The sequence below is a fragment of the Pseudomonas sp. TH32 genome, assembly GCF_016650855.1.
Taxonomy (GTDB): Bacteria; Pseudomonadota; Gammaproteobacteria; order Pseudomonadales; family Pseudomonadaceae; genus Aquipseudomonas.
Map to the genome: position 1 here is coordinate 5,931,212 of NZ_JAEKFA010000002.1, position 17,403 is coordinate 5,948,614.

The 17,403-nt window shown below is 61.8% G+C and carries 12 protein-coding genes and 1 pseudogene; all 13 read left to right on the top strand.

Translation table 11 applies throughout. The features are described from left to right. Positions 1-38 precede the first annotated feature (38 nt). The 13 genes and pseudogenes from JFV30_RS30870 (at position 39) to JFV30_RS30930 (ending at position 17,293) form a co-directional block, all read left to right on the top strand. Positions 39-1,562 carry an HAL/PAL/TAL family ammonia-lyase gene (locus tag JFV30_RS30870; RefSeq protein ID WP_201125943.1) on the top strand — a complete coding sequence of 508 codons (1,524 nt, stop codon included), beginning with the start codon at positions 39-41 and terminating at the stop codon, positions 1,560-1,562. A 114-nt stretch (positions 1,563-1,676) separates the two neighbouring features. After that, the gene (gene hutH, locus JFV30_RS30875; RefSeq protein WP_085984627.1) at positions 1,677-3,215 is read left to right on the top strand and encodes a histidine ammonia-lyase; all 1,539 of its coding nucleotides are present in this window, start codon (positions 1,677-1,679) and stop codon (positions 3,213-3,215) included. 182 nt (positions 3,216-3,397) lie between these two features. After that, a complete protein-coding gene (locus JFV30_RS30880; protein WP_201125944.1) occupies positions 3,398-4,804 on the top strand; it encodes an amino acid permease in 1,407 nt (468 codons plus the stop codon). 16 nt (positions 4,805-4,820) lie between these two features. Beyond that, positions 4,821-6,026: an imidazolonepropionase gene (gene hutI, locus JFV30_RS30885; RefSeq protein WP_201125945.1), complete on the top strand. Its 1,206-nt coding sequence runs from the start codon at positions 4,821-4,823 to the stop codon at positions 6,024-6,026. Between the two features lie 11 nt (positions 6,027-6,037). Next, positions 6,038-6,838: an N-formylglutamate deformylase gene (hutG, locus tag JFV30_RS30890; RefSeq protein WP_010169145.1), complete on the top strand. Its 801-nt coding sequence runs from the start codon at positions 6,038-6,040 to the stop codon at positions 6,836-6,838. A gap of 249 nt (positions 6,839-7,087) precedes the next feature. Further along, the gene (locus tag JFV30_RS30895) at positions 7,088-8,035 is read left to right on the top strand and encodes a choline ABC transporter substrate-binding protein (RefSeq protein WP_201125946.1); all 948 of its coding nucleotides are present in this window, start codon (positions 7,088-7,090) and stop codon (positions 8,033-8,035) included. Between the two features lie 173 nt (positions 8,036-8,208). Further along, entirely contained in the window at positions 8,209-9,144 is a 936-nt protein-coding gene (locus JFV30_RS30900; protein ID WP_201125947.1) for an alpha/beta hydrolase, read from the top strand. Between the two features lie 103 nt (positions 9,145-9,247). Next, positions 9,248-10,219 carry a prolyl aminopeptidase gene (pip, locus tag JFV30_RS30905; protein WP_088423039.1) on the top strand — a complete coding sequence of 324 codons (972 nt, stop codon included), beginning with the start codon at positions 9,248-9,250 and terminating at the stop codon, positions 10,217-10,219. After that, on the top strand, positions 10,216-10,653 hold the full coding sequence (dtd, locus tag JFV30_RS30910) for a D-aminoacyl-tRNA deacylase (RefSeq protein WP_169386573.1): 438 nt from the start codon (positions 10,216-10,218) through the stop codon (positions 10,651-10,653). Before pip ends, dtd begins: the two co-directional genes overlap by 4 nt. A 267-nt stretch (positions 10,654-10,920) precedes the next feature. Beyond that, a complete protein-coding gene (locus JFV30_RS30915; protein WP_342215156.1) occupies positions 10,921-12,672 on the top strand; it encodes a glucan biosynthesis protein G in 1,752 nt (583 codons plus the stop codon). Then, positions 12,665-15,237, top strand: a pseudogene (gene mdoH / locus JFV30_RS30920) (glucans biosynthesis glucosyltransferase MdoH); the annotation flags it as partial. The gene JFV30_RS30915 and the pseudogene mdoH, both read left to right, overlap by 8 nt. A 235-nt stretch (positions 15,238-15,472) precedes the next feature. Continuing rightward, complete coding sequence (locus JFV30_RS30925) at positions 15,473-16,273, top strand: transporter substrate-binding domain-containing protein (RefSeq protein ID WP_201125949.1); 801 nt, start codon at positions 15,473-15,475, stop codon at positions 16,271-16,273. Positions 16,274-16,495: 222 nt separating this feature from the next. Continuing rightward, on the top strand, positions 16,496-17,293 hold the full coding sequence (locus JFV30_RS30930; RefSeq protein ID WP_010169158.1) for a transporter substrate-binding domain-containing protein: 798 nt from the start codon (positions 16,496-16,498) through the stop codon (positions 17,291-17,293). Positions 17,294-17,403 lie beyond the last annotated feature (110 nt).

Here is a 17,403-nt window from a genome sequence, read left to right on the forward strand (position 1 = left end):
GCCGGTGAAGCTGCACAAGAATTGGAGAAGGTACAAAGATGTCCCAGGCTGAAAAAATCATCATCGCCGACGCCCCGATGCGTTGGCAGGACGTGGTCGCCGTGGCTCGCCACGGCGCCGTCCTCGAACTCTCGGGCCAGGCCTGGGCGCGAATCGACAATGCCCAGGCGATCGTCCAGCGCATCGTCACCAGCGGTGAGCGCGCCTATGGCGTCAACACCGGGCTGGGCGCCTTGTGCAACGTATCGCTCAAGGGCGAGCAACTCAGCCGGCTGTCGCGCAACACCCTGCTCAGCCACGCCTGCGGCGTCGGCCCGGCGCTGAGCGATGAACAGACCCGCGCGATCATCTGCTGCGCCATCATCAACTACAGCCACGGCAAATCCGGCCTGCACCCGCAGGTGGTGCACTCGTTGCTGGCATTGCTGAACCACGGCATCACACCGCAAGTACCGTCCCAAGGCTCGGTGGGCTATTTGACCCACATGGCCCACATCAGCATTGCCTTGCTCGGCGTTGGCAATGTGAGCTACCGGGGCCGCATCGTCCCGGCGCACCAGGCCCTCGCCGAAGAAGGTTTGCAGGCGGTGGTGCTGGGTGCAAAGGATGGCCTGTGCCTGGTCAACGGCACGCCGTGCATGACCGGCCTCAGCTGTCTGGCCCTGGCCGATGCGCACCGTTTGCTGCAGTGGGCCGATGTGATTGGCGCCATGAGCTTCGAAGGCCAGCGCGGTCAGATCGACGCTTTCGACGAAGAGATCATCGCCCTCAAGCCGCACCCGGGCATGCAGCAGGTGGGTATCAACCTGCGCGCGCTGCTCGATGGCAGTGAAGTGATCGCCAGCAGCAAAGGCATTCGTACCCAGGACGCCCTCAGCATCCGTTCGATTCCCCAGGTGCACGGTGCCGCTCGCGATCAACTGGAGCACGCCACCCGGCAGATCGAAACCGAACTCAATGGCACCAGCGATAACCCGCTGGTGCTCGGTACGCCAGACAACTACCGCGTGGTCTCCCAGGCCAACCCGCACGGGCAGTCCGTGGCCCTGGCGGCAGATATGCTGGCCATCGCCATGGCTGAAATCGGCTCCATCGCCGAGCGCCGCCTGGACCGCCTGATCAACCCCCACGTCAGTGGCCTGCCGGCGTTCCTGGTGAGCAACCCCGGGGTCAACTCCGGGATGATGATCGTGCAGTACGTCGCCGCTTCGCTGTGCGGGCAAAACCGCCAGTTGGCGCAGCCGGCGGTGCTCGACAACTTTGTCACCTCCGGCCTGCAGGAAGATCACCTGAGCATGGGCACCAACGCCGCGTTGAAGCTGCATTCGGTGCTGGAAAACGTCACCCAGATCCTCGCCATCGAGTACCTGCTGGCGGCCCAGGCGTTCGAGTTCCTCCAGGAACAGCGCTTCGGTGCCGGCACCAACACCGCCTGGCGGTTGCTGCGCGAACATGTCCCGGCCTACGACCAGGACCGCTGGCTGGCGCCGGACATCGCGGCCACTGCCGCGCTGCTCAAAGACACCGACTTGCTGCAACACACGTTACCGAATTTGCACTGACCTTTTTCCAACAATAACCAGCGTGCCAAGCCGGCTGATCCTCTAAAAGAGCACAGCGGCGGATAACGGAAGCATCCGGAGCGACTGGTAGTTAACAACACTCTCAAAAGGAGCATGAATGTGACTGCGCTAAACCTGATTCCAGGCCAACTGAGCCTTGCCCAACTGCGGGCCATCTACCAGCAGCCGGTAACCCTCAGTCTGGATGACAGCGCCTCGGCCCAGATCGAAGCCAGTGTCGCCTGCGTGGAGCAGATTCTCGCCGAGAACCGCACCGCCTACGGCATCAACACCGGTTTCGGCCTGCTGGCCTCGACCCGCATCGCCAGCGAAGACCTGGAAAACCTCCAGCGTTCCCTGGTGCTGTCCCACGCCGCCGGCGTCGGTGAGCCCATCAGCGATGCGCTGGTGCGGCTGGTCATGGTGCTCAAGGTCAACAGCCTGAGCCGTGGTTTTTCCGGGATTCGCCGGCAGGTGATCGACGCGCTGATCGCCCTGATCAACGCCGAGGTTTACCCGCATATTCCGCTGAAAGGTTCGGTGGGTGCCTCCGGTGACCTGGCGCCATTGGCCCACATGTCGCTGGTGCTGCTGGGCGAAGGCAAGGCCCGCTACAAGGGCGAATGGCTGGAAGCCACCGAAGCGCTGAAAGTCGCCGGCCTGACGCCGCTGACCCTGGCGGCCAAGGAAGGCCTGGCGCTGCTCAACGGCACTCAGGTCTCCACTGCTTACGCGCTGCGTGGCCTGTTCGAAGGCGAAGACCTGTTCGCCGGTGCCCTGGCGTGTGGCGCCCTGACGGTGGAAGCCGTGCTGGGTTCGCGCTCGCCGTTCGACGCGCGTATCCACGCGGCCCGTGGCCAGCGTGGCCAGATCGACTCCGCCGCCGCGTATCGCGCCCTGCTGGGTGAAAGCAGTGAAGTGTCCCAGTCCCACGAAAACTGCGACAAGGTTCAGGACCCGTACTCCCTGCGCTGCCAGCCACAAGTCATGGGCGCCTGCCTGACCCAGTTCCGCCAGGCGGCCGAAGTGCTGGTGGTGGAAGCCAACGCCGTGTCGGATAACCCGCTGGTGTTTGCGGCAGAAGGTGACGTGATTTCCGGCGGCAACTTCCACGCTGAACCGGTGGCCATGGCGGCGGACAACATGGCGCTGGCCATCGCGGAAATCGGCTCCCTGAGCGAACGCCGCATCTCGCTGATGATGGACAAGCACATGTCGCAACTGCCGCCCTTCCTGGTGGGCAATGGCGGTGTGAACTCCGGCTTCATGATCGCCCAGGTGACGGCGGCGGCACTGGCCAGCGAGAACAAGGCACTGGCCCATCCCCATAGCGTCGACAGCCTGCCAACGTCGGCGAACCAGGAAGACCACGTGTCGATGGCGCCGGCTGCGGGCAAACGCCTGTGGGAAATGGCCGAGAACACCCGCGGTGTGTTGGCGGTGGAATGGTTGGCCGCGTGCCAGGGCCTGGACCTGCGCAACGGCTTGAAAACCTCGCCTGCGCTGGAAAAGGCGCGGGGGATCCTGCGCAGCAAAGTGGCGTTTTATGAGAAGGACCGGTTCTTTGCGCCAGACATCAATGCCGCCAGTGAACTGTTGGCGACGCGTTGCCTGAACGAGCTGGTGCCGGCGAAGTTGTTGCCGAGCTTGTAAGAGCGACACCGATCCAGTGTGGGAGCTGTCGAGCCCCGGCGAGGCTGCGATGGCGTCGGAACAGACAACATTTTCGTAGCCTGACCCACCGCTATCGCAGCCTCGCTGGGGCTCGACAGCTCCCACATTTGATCTTCTACAGATTCGAATTTTCTCAGGATAAAAATAATTAAGGACGAGAAATGCACCCGGAAAAAGGTTTGAAACGCGGGCTCTCCGCCCGACATATTCGCTTCATGGCGCTCGGTTCCGCGATCGGCACCGGGCTCTTTTACGGCTCTGCCTCCGCGATCCAGATGGCCGGTCCTGCCGTACTCCTGGCCTACCTGATCGGCGGCGCCGCCGTGTTCATGGTGATGCGCGCCCTGGGCGAAATGGCTGTGCACAACCCGGTGTCCGGCTCCTTCGGCCAGTACGCCAGCACCTACCTGGGCCCGATGGCCGGCTTTATCCTCGGCTGGACCTACGCCTTTGAAATGATCATCGTCTGCCTCGCCGACGTCACCGCCTTTGGCATTTACATGGGCTTCTGGTTTCCCGAAGTCGCGCGCTGGGTCTGGGTGCTGGGCATCGTGTTGCTGATCGGCGGCTTGAACCTGTGCAACGTCAAAGTCTTTGGCGAAATGGAGTTCTGGCTGTCGCTGCTCAAGGTCGGTGCCATCGTCGCGATGATCCTCGGTGGCTTCGGCATCATGCTGTTCGGCATTCACTCGGCGGGCGAAGCACCGGCCACCGGCCTCAGCAACCTGTGGGCCCACGGCGGTTTCATGCCTAACGGCGTGGGCGGCCTGATTGCGTCCTTCGCGGTGGTGATGTTCGCCTTTGGTGGCATCGAAATCATCGGCATCACCGCGGGCGAAGCCAAGGACCCACAACGCGTGATCCCCAAGGCGATCAACGCGGTGCCGCTGCGTATCCTGCTGTTCTACGTGCTGACGTTGTTTGTGCTGATGGCGATCTACCCGTGGCCGCAGATCGGCAGCCAGGGCAGCCCGTTCGTGCAGATCTTCAGCAACCTGGGGATAGGCTCGGCGGCGACCATCCTCAACATCGTGGTGATCTCCGCTGCCGTCTCGGCCATCAACAGCGACATCTTCGGCGCCGGCCGCATGATGTACGGCCTGGCCCAGCAAGGTCAGGCGCCCAAGGGCTTTGCCCAGCTGTCGAAACAGGGCGTGCCATGGATGACTGTGGTGGTGATGGGCGCCGCGTTGCTGGGCGGCGTGGTGCTCAACTACCTGATCCCGGAAAACGTGTTCCTGGTGATCGCCTCGATCGCGACCTTCGCCACGGTGTGGGTGTGGCTGATGATCCTGGTGACTCAGGTCGCGATGCGTCGCGCGATGACCAGGGAGCAGATTGCCGAGCTGAAATTCCCGGTGCCGTTCTGGCCCTATGCGCCAGCGGCCGCCATCGTGTTCATGCTGTTTATCTTCGGCGTGCTGGGTTACTTCCCGGACACCCAGGCTGCCCTTATGGTCGGCGCCGTATGGATCGTCCTGCTGATCGTTGCCTATCTGCTGTGGGTCAAGCCCGCCGCCGGGCAAACGGCCAAGGTCCGCTACGACCCGGCTTTGTCTCATCGATAACCTAACGGAGGCGTTGATGAAAACGCTTTGGCAACACTGCCACGTTGCAACCATGGCCCAGGGCAACTACTCGATCATCGAGGATGCCGCCATCGTTACCTCGGGCACGCTCATCGAGTGGATCGGCCCGCGCGTCGATCTGCCGAAGGCGGACTACGCGACCACCCATGACTTGCAGGGGGCGTGGGTCACGCCCGGTCTTATCGACTGCCACACCCACACGGTGTTCGGTGGCAATCGCAGCGGTGAGTTCGAGCAGCGGTTGCAAGGCGTGAGCTACGCCGAGATCGCAGCCGCTGGTGGCGGTATTGCCAGCACCGTGCGCGCCACGCGCGCGGCGTCCGAAGATGAGCTGTTTGCCAGCGGCCACAAGCGCCTGCGCAGTTTGCTGCGCGACGGCGTGACCACCGTCGAGATCAAGTCCGGCTACGGCCTGGACCTGGCCAGCGAGCGCAAGATTCTGCGGGTGATCCGCCGCCTCGGCGCCGAGCTGCCCGTCAGTGTGCGCAGCACCTGCCTGGCGGCCCACGCGTTGCCGCCGGAGTACGTGGACCGCGCCGACGCCTACATCGACCACATCTGCGCCGAGATGCTGCCGGCACTGGCGGCGGAAGGCCTGGTGGATGCGGTCGACGCCTTCTGTGAATACCTGGCGTTTTCGCCGGAGCAGGTGGAGCGTGTGTTCATCGCCGCCCAAAAACTCGGTTTGCCGGTAAAGCTGCATGCCGAACAATTGTCGTCCCTGCATGGCTCCAGCCTGGCGGCGCGTTACCAGGCGCTGTCGGCGGACCATCTGGAATTCATGACCGAAGAAGACGCCATCGCCATGGCCGCTTCCGGCACCGTCGCGGTGTTGCTGCCGGGGGCATTCTACTTCCTGCGGGAAACCCAGTTGCCGCCGATGGACGCCCTGCGCAAGCACGGCGTGAAGATCGCCATTGCCAGCGACCTCAACCCGGGCACCTCGCCGGCGTTGTCGGTGCGCCTGATGCTGAACATGGCCTGCACCCTGTTCCGCATGACCCCGGAAGAAGCCCTGGCCGGCGCCACGCAGCACGCGGCCACCGCCCTGGGCCTGGGTGACAGCCACGGCTCGCTGGAAGTGGGCAAGGTCGCGGACTTTGTGGCCTGGCAGATCGATCGCCCTGCCGACCTGGCCTACTGGCTGGGCGGCGAGCTGGATAAACGCGTCGTGCGCCATGGCGCCGATGTCACCGTTTGAGGAGTAGCGCTGTGGATAAGGTTCTGAATTTCAAACAAGGCCGCGTACCGCTGCTGATCAGCATGCCCCACGCGGGCCTGCGCCTGACGCCGGCGGTGCAAGCCGGGCTGATCCCCGAGGCGCAAAGCCTGCCGGACACCGACTGGCACATCCCCACGCTGTATGACTTCGCCGAAGCGCTGGGCGCCAGCACCCTGGCCGCCGAGTATTCGCGCTTTGTCATCGACCTGAACCGGCCATCAGACGACAAGCCGCTGTACGTCGGCGCCACCACCGGCCTGTACCCGGCAACGTTGTTCGACGGTGTGCCGCTGTTCCGCGAAGGCCTGGAACCGTCCAAGGCTGAACGCGCCACGTACCTGGAGCAGGTGTGGACGCCGTATCACCGCACCCTGCAAAACGAGCTGGCCCGGCTCAAGGCCGAGTTCGGTTATGCACTGCTGTTTGATGCACACTCGATCCGTTCGGTGATCCCGCACCTGTTCGAAGGCAAGCTGCCGGACTTCAACCTCGGCACCTTCAATGGCGCCGCCTGCGACCCACAACTGGCCAGCCAGCTGGAAGCCATCTGCGCCGGGCATCCGCAGTACAGTCATGTGCTCAACGGGCGTTTCAAGGGCGGGCATATCACCCGGCACTACGGCAACCCGGCCGAGAACATCCACGCGGTGCAGCTGGAGCTGGGGCAGTGCACCTACATGGAAGAGTTTGAGCCGTTCCGTTATCGCGCCGACCTGGCCGAGCCGACGCGGGTGGTGTTGAAGGAATTGCTGGAAGGGTTCCTGGCCTGGGGGCAAAAGCACTATCGGTGATCGGTTGCGCAGTTGAGATAGCCATCGCGGGCAAGCCCGGCTCCCACCTTTTGAATGGCAAACATATTCAAATGTGGGAGCTGGCTTGCCTGCGATGAGGCCCTCAACAGCCACACACCTCTCAAGTCGCCTGAGTGCAACTCACAGTCGCCACAGGTCGCTTTGATCGAGTTCTCGCTGGGTAAGGTGTTGGGCACGGCGCGTAAGACGCCATCCCCACAATAAAAACTGCCGAGTGAGACCGCATCGATGAAAAGACTGTTCAACCGTTGTCTGTTGATTCTCACCGGCGCCGCCCTTCTGAGCGCCAACGCGATGGCCGCCGACCCGGCCTCGTGCAAGGTCGTACGCATGGGCGTGGTCAGCTGGACCGACGTGATCGCCACCAGTGGCATGGCCGATGTGCTGCTCAACGGCCTGGGCTATGACAGCAAGCAAACCAGCGCCGTGCAGCAAATCATCTTTGCCGGTATCCGCGACAAACGCCTGGATATCTTCCTGGGCTACTGGAAGCCGGCAATGGACAACAACATCGCGCCGTTTCTCGCTGCCAAGCAAGTCAAGGTGTTCGACAAGCCAAGCCTGTCCGACGCCCAGGCTACCCTGGCAGTGCCGCAGTACGTCGCCGATGCGGGCCTGAAAACCTTTGCCGACATTGCCCGCTTCAAGGACAAGCTGGGCGGCAAGATCTACGGCATCGAGCCGGGCAGTGGTGCCAATACCGACATCCAGAAAATGATCGACAGCAACCGCTTTGGCTTGGGCGGCTTCAAGCTGGTGGCGTCCGGTGAAGCGGGCATGCTGGCCGCAGTGCAGCGGGCGGTGAACCGCAAGGAGTTCGTGGTGTTTGTCGGCTGGACGCCGCACCCGATGAACATCAACATGAAAATGGCTTACCTGACTGGCAGCGAAGATGTGTTCGGTGCCAACGAGGGCATGGCCACAGTCTCCACGGTGACGGCGCCGGATTATACCGAGCGTTGCCCCAACGTGACCCGGCTGCTGGAGAACCTGACCTACACCGCCGCCCAGGAAAGCCAGTTGATGGTGCCGATCATGGACCGCAAGACGCCGCAGGAGGTGGCCAAACAGTGGTTGCGTGACAATCCCGAGGACTTGCAGCGCTGGCTGGCGGGTGTGACAACCCTGGATGGCAAGGACGGCGTGGCGGCGGTGCAGGCCAGCCTCAAACCTTGATGCGAACACGATAGATCAAACAACAGAGAGCCAATGTGGGAGCCGGGCTTGCCCGCGATAGCGGTGTATCAGTCGACGATGGCGTTGGTTGAAACACCGCTATCGCAGGCAAGCCAGCTCCCACATTTGTCTTGTGGTGTGCTTTGAGTCTTCATATCAGGACGATCACCTTCATGTCCCACTACCCGATTTCCGCGCCGATGTGCGCCTTTGTCGACAAAACCGAATCTTTCACCAGCGACGACACCTCGCTGGCTGGGTTGCGCCGGAGCTATGACCGCATGTGCCAGGCGTTCACCCCGGCGCGGCCGGGAGGGTTGCAGGTGTCGGACGTTTCCCTGGGCGGCGTGGGCGTACGCAGTTATCAACCGGTGACGCCGACACCTGATGGCGGCTGGCCATGCATCCTTTATATGCACGGTGGCGGCTGGGTGGTGGGTGGCCTGGATTCCCACGACTTTATCTGCTGTGAGCTGGCCGACGCTCTGCAGGTGCTGGTGATCGCCATCGATTACCGGCTGGCACCCGAACACCCGTTTCCGGCGGCTTTCGACGATTGCCGTGCGGTCTGGCGGGCGATCCAGGCGGGTGAAGCGCCTTGCCACATCAACCTTCAACGTCTGGTGGTGGCCGGTGACAGCGCCGGCGGTAACCTCGCTGCCGCCTTGTGCCTGGGCCTGCGGGACGACCACCAACCGCAGCCCCTGGCACAAATCCTGATCTACCCGGGCCTGGGCGGCCCCGCCGACTTGCCGTCCCGCCGCGACTGCGTCGACGCGCCGCTGCTCAGCGCTGCCGACACCGAGTGCTACCTGGCGCTCTACCTGCGGGGGCCGGGCAAACCGTCGCCCTACGCCATGCCACTGCTGGCTGCGGATTTCAGCGGGTTGCCGCAGGCTTTGATCGCCGTCGCCCAGTTCGACCCGCTGCGGGACGACGGCATGCTCTACGCCGAGCGCCTGCAAGCCGCCGGCGTGGCGGCCCTGCTGTATCCCGGCAAAGGCCTGGTTCACGGCTGCCTGCGGGCCCGGGGCCAGGTGCCGGAGGTCGACCGGCTGTACGCTTATCTGCTGGATTACCTGCGTGGAGTTCTGCTGACACAGGTCTAAGTCCGTCAGGACATGCTCATTGCACAATTCGGGTTTATGATGCCAGACGGCAAAATAATAGACGTCCCCCCAGGGATGAACTCGACCCCTTACGGAGCGCGCAATGCAGACTTTGTACCCGCAGATCAAACCCTACGCCCGGCACGATCTGGCCGTCGATGAAACCCACGTACTGTACGTCGACGAAAGTGGTTCCCCGGAAGGCTTGCCCGTCGTATTCATCCACGGCGGCCCTGGCGCCGGGTGTGACGCCAATAGCCGCTGCTATTTCGATCCGAATCTGTACCGAATTGTTACTTTTGATCAGCGCGGCTGCGGGCGCTCCACCCCACGGGCCAGCCTGGAAAACAACACCACCTGGGACCTGGTGGCCGACCTTGAGCGGATTCGCGAGCACCTGGGCATCGAAAAGTGGGTGCTGTTCGGCGGTTCCTGGGGTTCGACCCTGGCCCTGGCCTACGCGCAAACCCACCCGGAACGGGTGCATGGCCTGATCGTGCGGGGCATCTTCCTGGCCCGTCCCCAGGATATCCAATGGTTCTACCAGGCCGGCGCCAGCCGCCTGTTCCCGGATTACTGGCAGGATTACCTTGCGCCGATCCCTGCGGAGGAGCGCCACGACCTGCTCAGCGCCTACCACAAGCGCCTGACCGGCAATGACCAGATCGCCCAGATGCACGCCGCCAAGGCCTGGTCCACGTGGGAAGGCCGCATGCTGGGCCTGTGCCCGAACCCGCAATTGATCGAGCGCTTCTCCGAACCTCAGCGCGCGTTGTCGATCGCCCGTATCGAATGCCACTACTTCACCAACAATTCATTCCTTGAACCCAACCAGCTGATTCGCGACATGCACAAGATCGCCCATCTGCCTGGCGTAATCGTGCATGGCCGCTACGATATGATCTGCCCGCTGGACAACGCCTGGGAGCTGCATCAGGCGTGGCCCAACAGTGAGCTGCAGATCATTCGCGAGGCCGGCCATGCGGCTTCCGAGCCCGGAATCACCGATGCGCTGGTGCGTGCGGCGAGTGAAATGGCACGGCGCCTGCTTGATTTGCCGCCTGAAGAAGCATGAAGGGGCTTTTGCAACGGGTGCGCGGCGCCCGGGTCGAGGTAGAAGGGCAGGTGGTCGGTGCGATAGACCAGGGTTTGCTGGTGCTGGTGGCCGTCGAGCCGTCAGATACCCCAGCCTGCGCCGACAAGCTGCTGCATAAGCTGCTTAACTATCGGGTGTTCAGCGACGACGAGGGCAAGATGAACCTGTCCTTGAAAGACATTGGCGGCGGTTTGCTGCTGGTGTCGCAGTTCACCCTGGCGGCAGATACCAAGAGCGGCTTGCGTCCCAGCTTCTCCACGGCGGCACCGCCGGCGTTGGGCGAGGCACTTTTCGACTACCTGCTGTTACAAGCGCAACAATTGCATGGCACGGTAGCGGCAGGGCGTTTTGGCGCGGATATGCAGGTGCATTTGGTCAATGACGGGCCGGTCACCTTCCTGTTACAGACGTGAATGTACTGAAAACGACTTGTGATGCCCAAAAAACCGGGTTTTCGCTACAAATACTTCGCTGACCCTGATGCGTTGTCTCGCGGGCTACTAGATAATCGCGCGCTACGGGGATCAGCGTTAATTGGTCCATTTTTGACTTAGGTAGAGACTTGTCCGATAGCTATTGGGGAATCATTTAGCCCCATGGGAGTCGGAACAATGCTCGCCAACCTGGCATATAGATAGCTGGCCGTTGGTTTTTTGATCTGTTTTCGGCGAGGGTTGCTCGTGATTGTTAGTCCCTGTAATGCACCAAAATTGTCTGCCAAACGGTTACGAAACGCACTGGTAACGGGCTCTGCCCTGTTTTGCCTGTTCGGCGCGGGTCAACTGTGGGCATTCAGTCTGGATGATGTGTCGGCCAAGGCAAAAGAGCTGGCCGGGCAGAAATACGAAGCTCCGCGCAGCAATTTGCCGAACGAATTCCGCGAAATGAAATTCGCTGATTACCAGAAAATTCGTTTCCGCAACGAAAAAGCCGAGTGGGCCGATCAGAACACCCCGTTCAAGCTGTCCTTCTATCACCAGGGTATGCACTTCGATACACCGGTGAAAATCAACGAAGTCACCGCCGACAGCGTCCAGGAAATCAAGTACGACCCGGCTCGTTTCGATTTCGGCGACGTCAAGTTTGATCCTAAAGCCACCGAACAGCTGGGTTATGCCGGTTTCCGTGTGCTGTACCCGATCAACAAGGGCGACAAGCAAGACGAAATCATGACCATGCTCGGCGCGAGCTATTTCCGCGTCGTGGGTAAAGACCAGGTCTACGGCCTGTCTGCCCGCGGTATGGCGATCGATACTGCGTTGCCGTCCGGCGAAGAATTCCCGCGTTTCACCGAGTTCTGGATCGAGCGTCCAAAGCCGGGCGAGAAACAGCTGGTGATCTACGCCCTGCTGGATTCGCCACGGGCGACGGGCGCTTATCGCCTGATCCTGCGCCCTGGCACCGACACCATCGTCGACGTCAAATCCCAGATGTACCTGCGTGACAAGGTCACCAAGCTGGGCATCGCCCCGCTGACCAGCATGTTCCTGTTCGGCGCCAACCAGCCGTCCAAGGTCCTCAATTACCGTCGCGAGCTGCACGATTCCAGCGGTTTGTCGATCCATGCCGGCAACGGCGAGTGGATCTGGCGCCCACTGAACAACCCCAAACACCTGTCGGTCAGCAACTTCACCGTGGAAAATCCGCGTGGTTTCGGCCTGCTGCAACGCGGTCGCAACTTCAGCCACTACGAAGACCTCGACGACAACTACGACAAGCGCCCAAGCGCCTGGATCGAGCCTGATGGCGACTGGGGCAAGGGCTCCGTCGACCTGGTAGAGATTCCGACCGCCGATGAGACCAACGACAACATCGTTGCCTTCTGGAGCCCGGAAAAACTGCCGGAGCCCGGCAAGCCGCTGGACGTTGCTTACCGTCTGCACTGGACACTGAAAGACGCCGAGTTCCATTCGCCTGAAAGCGCCTGGGTCAAGCAGACCCTGCGTTCCACCGGCGACGTCAAGCAGTCCAACCTGATCCGTCAGCCAGACGGCAGCGTGGCTTACCTGGTGGACTTCGAGGGCCCGTCCCTGAAGAAACTGCCAGCTGACGCACCGGTTCGCAGCCAGGTCAGCGTGGGCGACAACGCCGAAATCGTTGAAAACAGCGTGCGCTACAACCCGCACACCCAAGGCTGGCGCCTGACCCTGCGCATGAAGATCAAGGACGCAGGCAAGCCGACTGAAATGCGTGCCGCCCTGGTCCAGGACATCGTGACGCCTGAGCCGGAGAAGGTTTCGACTCAAGTGCTGAAAGCCGACAAAGTGCTGGCCAAACAGCATGAGAAAGCGGCCAAGAAAGACGCCAAGGACAAGGACGCCAAGCAGCCGGAAGCTGCGGCCCCAGCCACACCACTCCCTACCCAGGATCAGGCCAAGACAGAGCAAGTCCTGACCGAAACCTGGAGCTATCAGTTGCCTGCCGATGAGTAATTCTCAAGTCCAGCCAGAGACTCTTGCCGAGTACCTGGCGCATCTACCGATGACCGATGAGCAGCGCGCCGAACTGGCGGGCTGCGATTCCTTCAGTGAATTGCACAAGCGCCTGTCATCGTCCACGTTCGACGCACCTGCCGACGCCCAGGCGTCGGTGGGCGCCCGGCTGACCCTCAACACCGCCGAAGAGCTGCAAGACGCCGAAATGCTGGCGCTCGACGCCAGCGGCCGGGTTTGCCTCAAGGCCACGCCGCCGATCCGTCGGACCAAGGTCGTGCCTGAGCCATGGCGCACCAATATCCTGGTGCGTGGCTGGCGTCGCCTGACCGGTCGTACCAACCCTCCGGCACCGCCGAAGGATGAACGCGTGTTGCCGGCTGCGCGCTGGCGCACCGTCGGTTCGATCCGTCGCTATATCCTGCTGGTGCTGATGCTCGGCCAGACGATCGTCGCCGGCTGGTACATGAAAGGCATCATGCCGTACCAGGGCTGGTCCTTCGTCGACTTTGACGAGATCCGCAACCAGACCCTGCTGCAAACCGCTACCCAGGTACTGCCTTACGCCCTGCAAACCAGCATCCTGGTGCTGTTCGGGATTCTGTTCTGCTGGGTCTCGGCCGGTTTCTGGACCGCGCTGATGGGCTTCCTGGAACTGCTGACCGGTCACGATAAATACCGTATCTCCGGTAAAAGTGCCGGTGACGAGCCGATTCCGAAAGACGCCCGCACCGCGCTGGTAATGCCGATCTGCAACGAAGACGTGCCCCGGGTATTTGCCGGCCTGCGCGCAACGTTCGAATCGGTTGCCGCCACCGGTGACCTGGACCGTTTCGACTTCTTCGTCCTCAGCGACAGTAACGAGGCCGACATCTGCATCGCCGAGCAGCAAGCCTGGCTCGACGTGTGCCGCGAAGCCGGTGGCTTCGGCAAGATCTTCTATCGCCGTCGTCGCCGTCGCGTCAAACGCAAGAGCGGCAACCTCGACGACTTCTGCCGTCGCTGGGGCGGTGACTACAAGTACATGGTGGTCCTCGACGCCGACAGCGTGATGAGCGGCGAATGCCTGACCAGCCTGGTACGCCTGATGGAAGCCACGCCGGATGCCGGGATTATCCAGACCGCGCCGCGTGCGTCGGGCATGGACACCCTGTATGCGCGCATGCAGCAGTTCGCCACCCGCGTGTACGGCCCGCTGTTTACCGCCGGCCTGCACTTCTGGCAGCTGGGTGAATCCCACTACTGGGGCCACAACGCGATCATCCGCATGAAGCCGTTCATCGAGCACTGCGCCCTGGCGCCGTTGCCGGGTAAAGGCGCGTTTGCCGGTGCGATCCTCTCCCACGACTTCGTTGAAGCAGCGCTGATGCGCCGTGCCGGCTGGGGCGTGTGGATTGCCTACGACTTGCCGGGCAGCTACGAAGAACTGCCGCCGAACCTGCTGGACGAACTCAAGCGTGACCGTCGCTGGTGCCACGGCAACCTGATGAACTTCCGCCTGTTCCTGGTAAAGGGCATGCACCCGGTGCACCGTGCGGTGTTCCTGACCGGCGTGATGTCTTACCTGTCGGCACCGTTGTGGTTCTTCTTCCTGGTGCTGTCGACGGCCCTGCTGGCGGTCAACACGCTGATGGAGCCGCAGTACTTCATGGCGCCACGCCAGTTGTACCCGCTGTGGCCGCAATGGCACCCGGACAAGGCGGTGGCGCTGTTCTCCACCACCATCGTGCTGCTGTTCCTGCCTAAACTGCTGAGCATCATCCTGATCTGGGCCAAGGGCGCGAAAGAGTTCGGCGGCAAGTTCAAGGTGACCTTGTCGATGCTGCTGGAGATGCTGTTCTCCATGTTGCTGGCGCCGGTGCGGATGATCTTCCACACCCGTTTCGTACTGGCCGCGTTCCTCGGCTGGGCCGCGACCTGGAACTCGCCACAGCGTGACGATGACTCCACGCCCTGGAGCGAGGCGGTCAAGCGCCACGGTCCGCAGACCTTGCTCGGTTTCTTCTGGGCACTGCTGGTGGTGTGGCTGAACCCAAGCTTCCTGTGGTGGCTGGTGCCAATCGTCGGTTCGCTGATGCTGTCGATCCCGGTGTCGGTGATTTCCAGCCGGGTCAAGCTGGGCCTCAAGTCCCGCGACGAGAGCCTGTTTTTGATCCCCGAGGAATACAACCCGCCCCAGGCGCTGTTGTCGACCGACAAGTACACCCACGAAAACCGTTGGCATGCGCTCAATGACGGTTTTGTGCGGTCGGTGGTCGATCCACAGCAGAACGCCCTCGCTTGCGCCTTGGCGACTTCCCGTCACGGGCAGGCGGAGCCGATTGAATGGCTGCGTGTCGAGCGTGTTCGCCATGCGTTGAAAGTCGGCCCTGCCGGCCTCAACAACAGCGAACGCCTGGCCTTGCTCAGCGACCCTGTCGCCCTGGCACGCTTGCATGAGCAGGTCTGGAGCGACGGCCACGCCGAGTGGCTCAATGCCTGGCGGGAATCGGTCAAGGCCGATCCGCATGCGCCGTTGCTGCCATTGAAACCACTGTCGTCCCAGGCTCAGCCAGCCTGATTCCGACGCCCCCGAGGTATTGCCTCGGGGGCGTGTTCGGCAACCGTCCTACGTCGTTTTTCCCTTCTGCTTCATTACGCTAACTCCTTGTTATTTCGAAACAAAAGACCCTTCTCCGAGGCGTATTGCCGTGCCTGCGAGTGGGTTAGCATCGCCCCCGAAATCTGACTCGAAGCCCCTGGTTTACGCGAACTTGTGCGTGGCTGGGTGTGGGAGTGTTTAACGGAACAGGGGCGTTTCATGATCAAAAGGTATTTATCGATGCTGTGGCTCGGCATCGTCACATTTTCCTGCGGTTACCTGGCACACGCCGGGGCCATAGACGAAGCCGTGCAGCGGGGTGTGCTGAAAGTCGGTACCAATCCGACCTACGTGCCCTTCGAGATGACCGACAAAAAGGGCCGCATCATCGGGTTTGAAATTGACCTGTTGCGGGAGATGAGCAAGGCGCTGGGGGTGAAGCTGGAGCTGGTTTCGGTGCCCTATACCGACCTGATCCCCGGCCTGCTGGCCAGTCGGTTCGACCTGATCGGCAGCGGCATGACGGTCACGCAGGAGCGCAACCTGACACTCAACTTCAGCGACTCGTTCATCATCGTCGGCCAGACCGTGCTGCTGCATCCGCGGTTGGCCAACCAGGTCCACAGCATCGAAGACTTGAACGAAGCCGGTTACCGCATCGTGGCTGCCGAGGGCACCACGGGCGAGGCTGCGGCGAAAAGGTTTCTCGGTGTGGCCCGGCTGCGCAGTTTTCCTACGCCGGAAGAAGGCGTGCGCCAGGTGGTGGAGGGCAAGGCCGACGCTTTTATCCACGATGCGCCGTATAACCTGATCGCAATCGCCAAACCCCAGAACAGTGGGTTGTTGGCACTGGAGCAACCCTTTACCTATGAGCCCCTGGCGTTCGGGCTGAAAAAAGGCGATTACGACAGCCTCAACTGGATCAATCATTTCCTCAACCAAGTGGCCCAGGACGGCACCTACGATCGGCTGCATGACAAGTGGTTCAAGGACTCGGACTGGATGGGGGAGATGGACTGATAGTCATAACTGCTTACACATCAAGCAATTGGCGGGCCTGTGGGTCGAGGTGTCTAGCCGTGACCTTCTCTGCACGGTTGTGGGGCTTTTCTGTCATACCTTGGCAACAAATCCCGGTGAAACCTTTGTACCGGGCGGGGAGTGAGTTAGGATCGCACCCCGAAATGGTGCAGCCCTTTTGCGCGCCGACCTCACAAGAAAATGAGTTCAGGGGACTTGATGATGAAAAAGTATCTTTCGATGCTGCTGCTAGGCGTCACCGCACTGGTGGCTGTCAATGCGGCCCACGCCGGCGCCATCGATGATGCGGTCAAGCGCGGCACGCTGAAAGTCGGCATGGACCCGACCTACATGCCGTTCCAGATGACCAACAAGCGCGGTGAAATCATCGGCTTTGAAGTCGACATCCTCAAGGCCATGGCCAAGTCCATGGGCGTCAAGTTCGAGCCGATCTCCACCGGCTACGACGGCATCATCCCGGCCCTGCTGACCAACAAGTTCGACATGATCGGCAGCGGCATGACCCTGACCCAGGAACGCAACCTGCGCCTGAACTTCAGCGAACCGTTCATCGTGGTCGGCCAGACCCTGCTGATCCGCAAGGAACTGGAAGGCACCATCAAGTCCTACAAAGACCTGAACGACGAGAAGTACCGCCTGACCTCCAAGCTCGGCACCACCGGCGAGATGGTGGCCAAGAAGCTGATCTCCAAGGCCAAGTACCACGGCTACGACAACGAGCAGGAAGCCGTGCTCGACGTGGTCAACGGCAAGGCCGACGCCTTTGTGTATGACGCGCCTTACAACGTGGTGGCGGTGAACAAGGTCGGCAACGGCAAGCTGGTATTCCTCGACCAGCCGTTCACCTTTGAGCCCCTGGCGTTCGGCCTGAAGAAGGGCGACTACGACAGCATCAACTTCATCAACAACTTCCTGCACCAGATCCGCAACGACGGCACCTACGATCGCATCCATGACAAGTGGTTCAAGAGCTCCGAGTGGCTCAAGGACATGGAATAAGGTTGGCTTAATACCGAGTCGAGCCCTTCGCGAGCAAGCCCGCTCCCACATTTTGACCGCGATCTAATGTGGGAGCGGGCTTGCTCGCGAATAGGGCTTGCCAGGCGATA

Bases quoted from the DNA above. Each gene is read 5' to 3' on its own strand.
- JFV30_RS30870 (WP_201125943.1), top strand. From the start codon at position 39: ATGTCCCAGGCTGAAAAAATCATCATCGCCGACGCCCCGATGCGTTGG.
- hutH (WP_085984627.1), top strand. From the start codon at position 1,677: ATGAATGTGACTGCGCTAAACCTGATTCCAGGCCAACTGAGCCTTGCC.
- JFV30_RS30880 (WP_201125944.1), top strand. From the start codon at position 3,398: ATGCACCCGGAAAAAGGTTTGAAACGCGGGCTCTCCGCCCGACATATT.
- hutI (WP_201125945.1), top strand. From the start codon at position 4,821: ATGAAAACGCTTTGGCAACACTGCCACGTTGCAACCATGGCCCAGGGC.
- JFV30_RS30895 (WP_201125946.1), top strand. From the start codon at position 7,088: ATGAAAAGACTGTTCAACCGTTGTCTGTTGATTCTCACCGGCGCCGCC.
- JFV30_RS30900 (WP_201125947.1), top strand. From the start codon at position 8,209: ATGTCCCACTACCCGATTTCCGCGCCGATGTGCGCCTTTGTCGACAAA.
- pip (WP_088423039.1), top strand. From the start codon at position 9,248: ATGCAGACTTTGTACCCGCAGATCAAACCCTACGCCCGGCACGATCTG.
- dtd (WP_169386573.1), top strand. From the start codon at position 10,216: ATGAAGGGGCTTTTGCAACGGGTGCGCGGCGCCCGGGTCGAGGTAGAA.
- JFV30_RS30925 (WP_201125949.1), top strand. From the start codon at position 15,473: ATGATCAAAAGGTATTTATCGATGCTGTGGCTCGGCATCGTCACATTT.
- JFV30_RS30930 (WP_010169158.1), top strand. From the start codon at position 16,496: ATGAAAAAGTATCTTTCGATGCTGCTGCTAGGCGTCACCGCACTGGTG.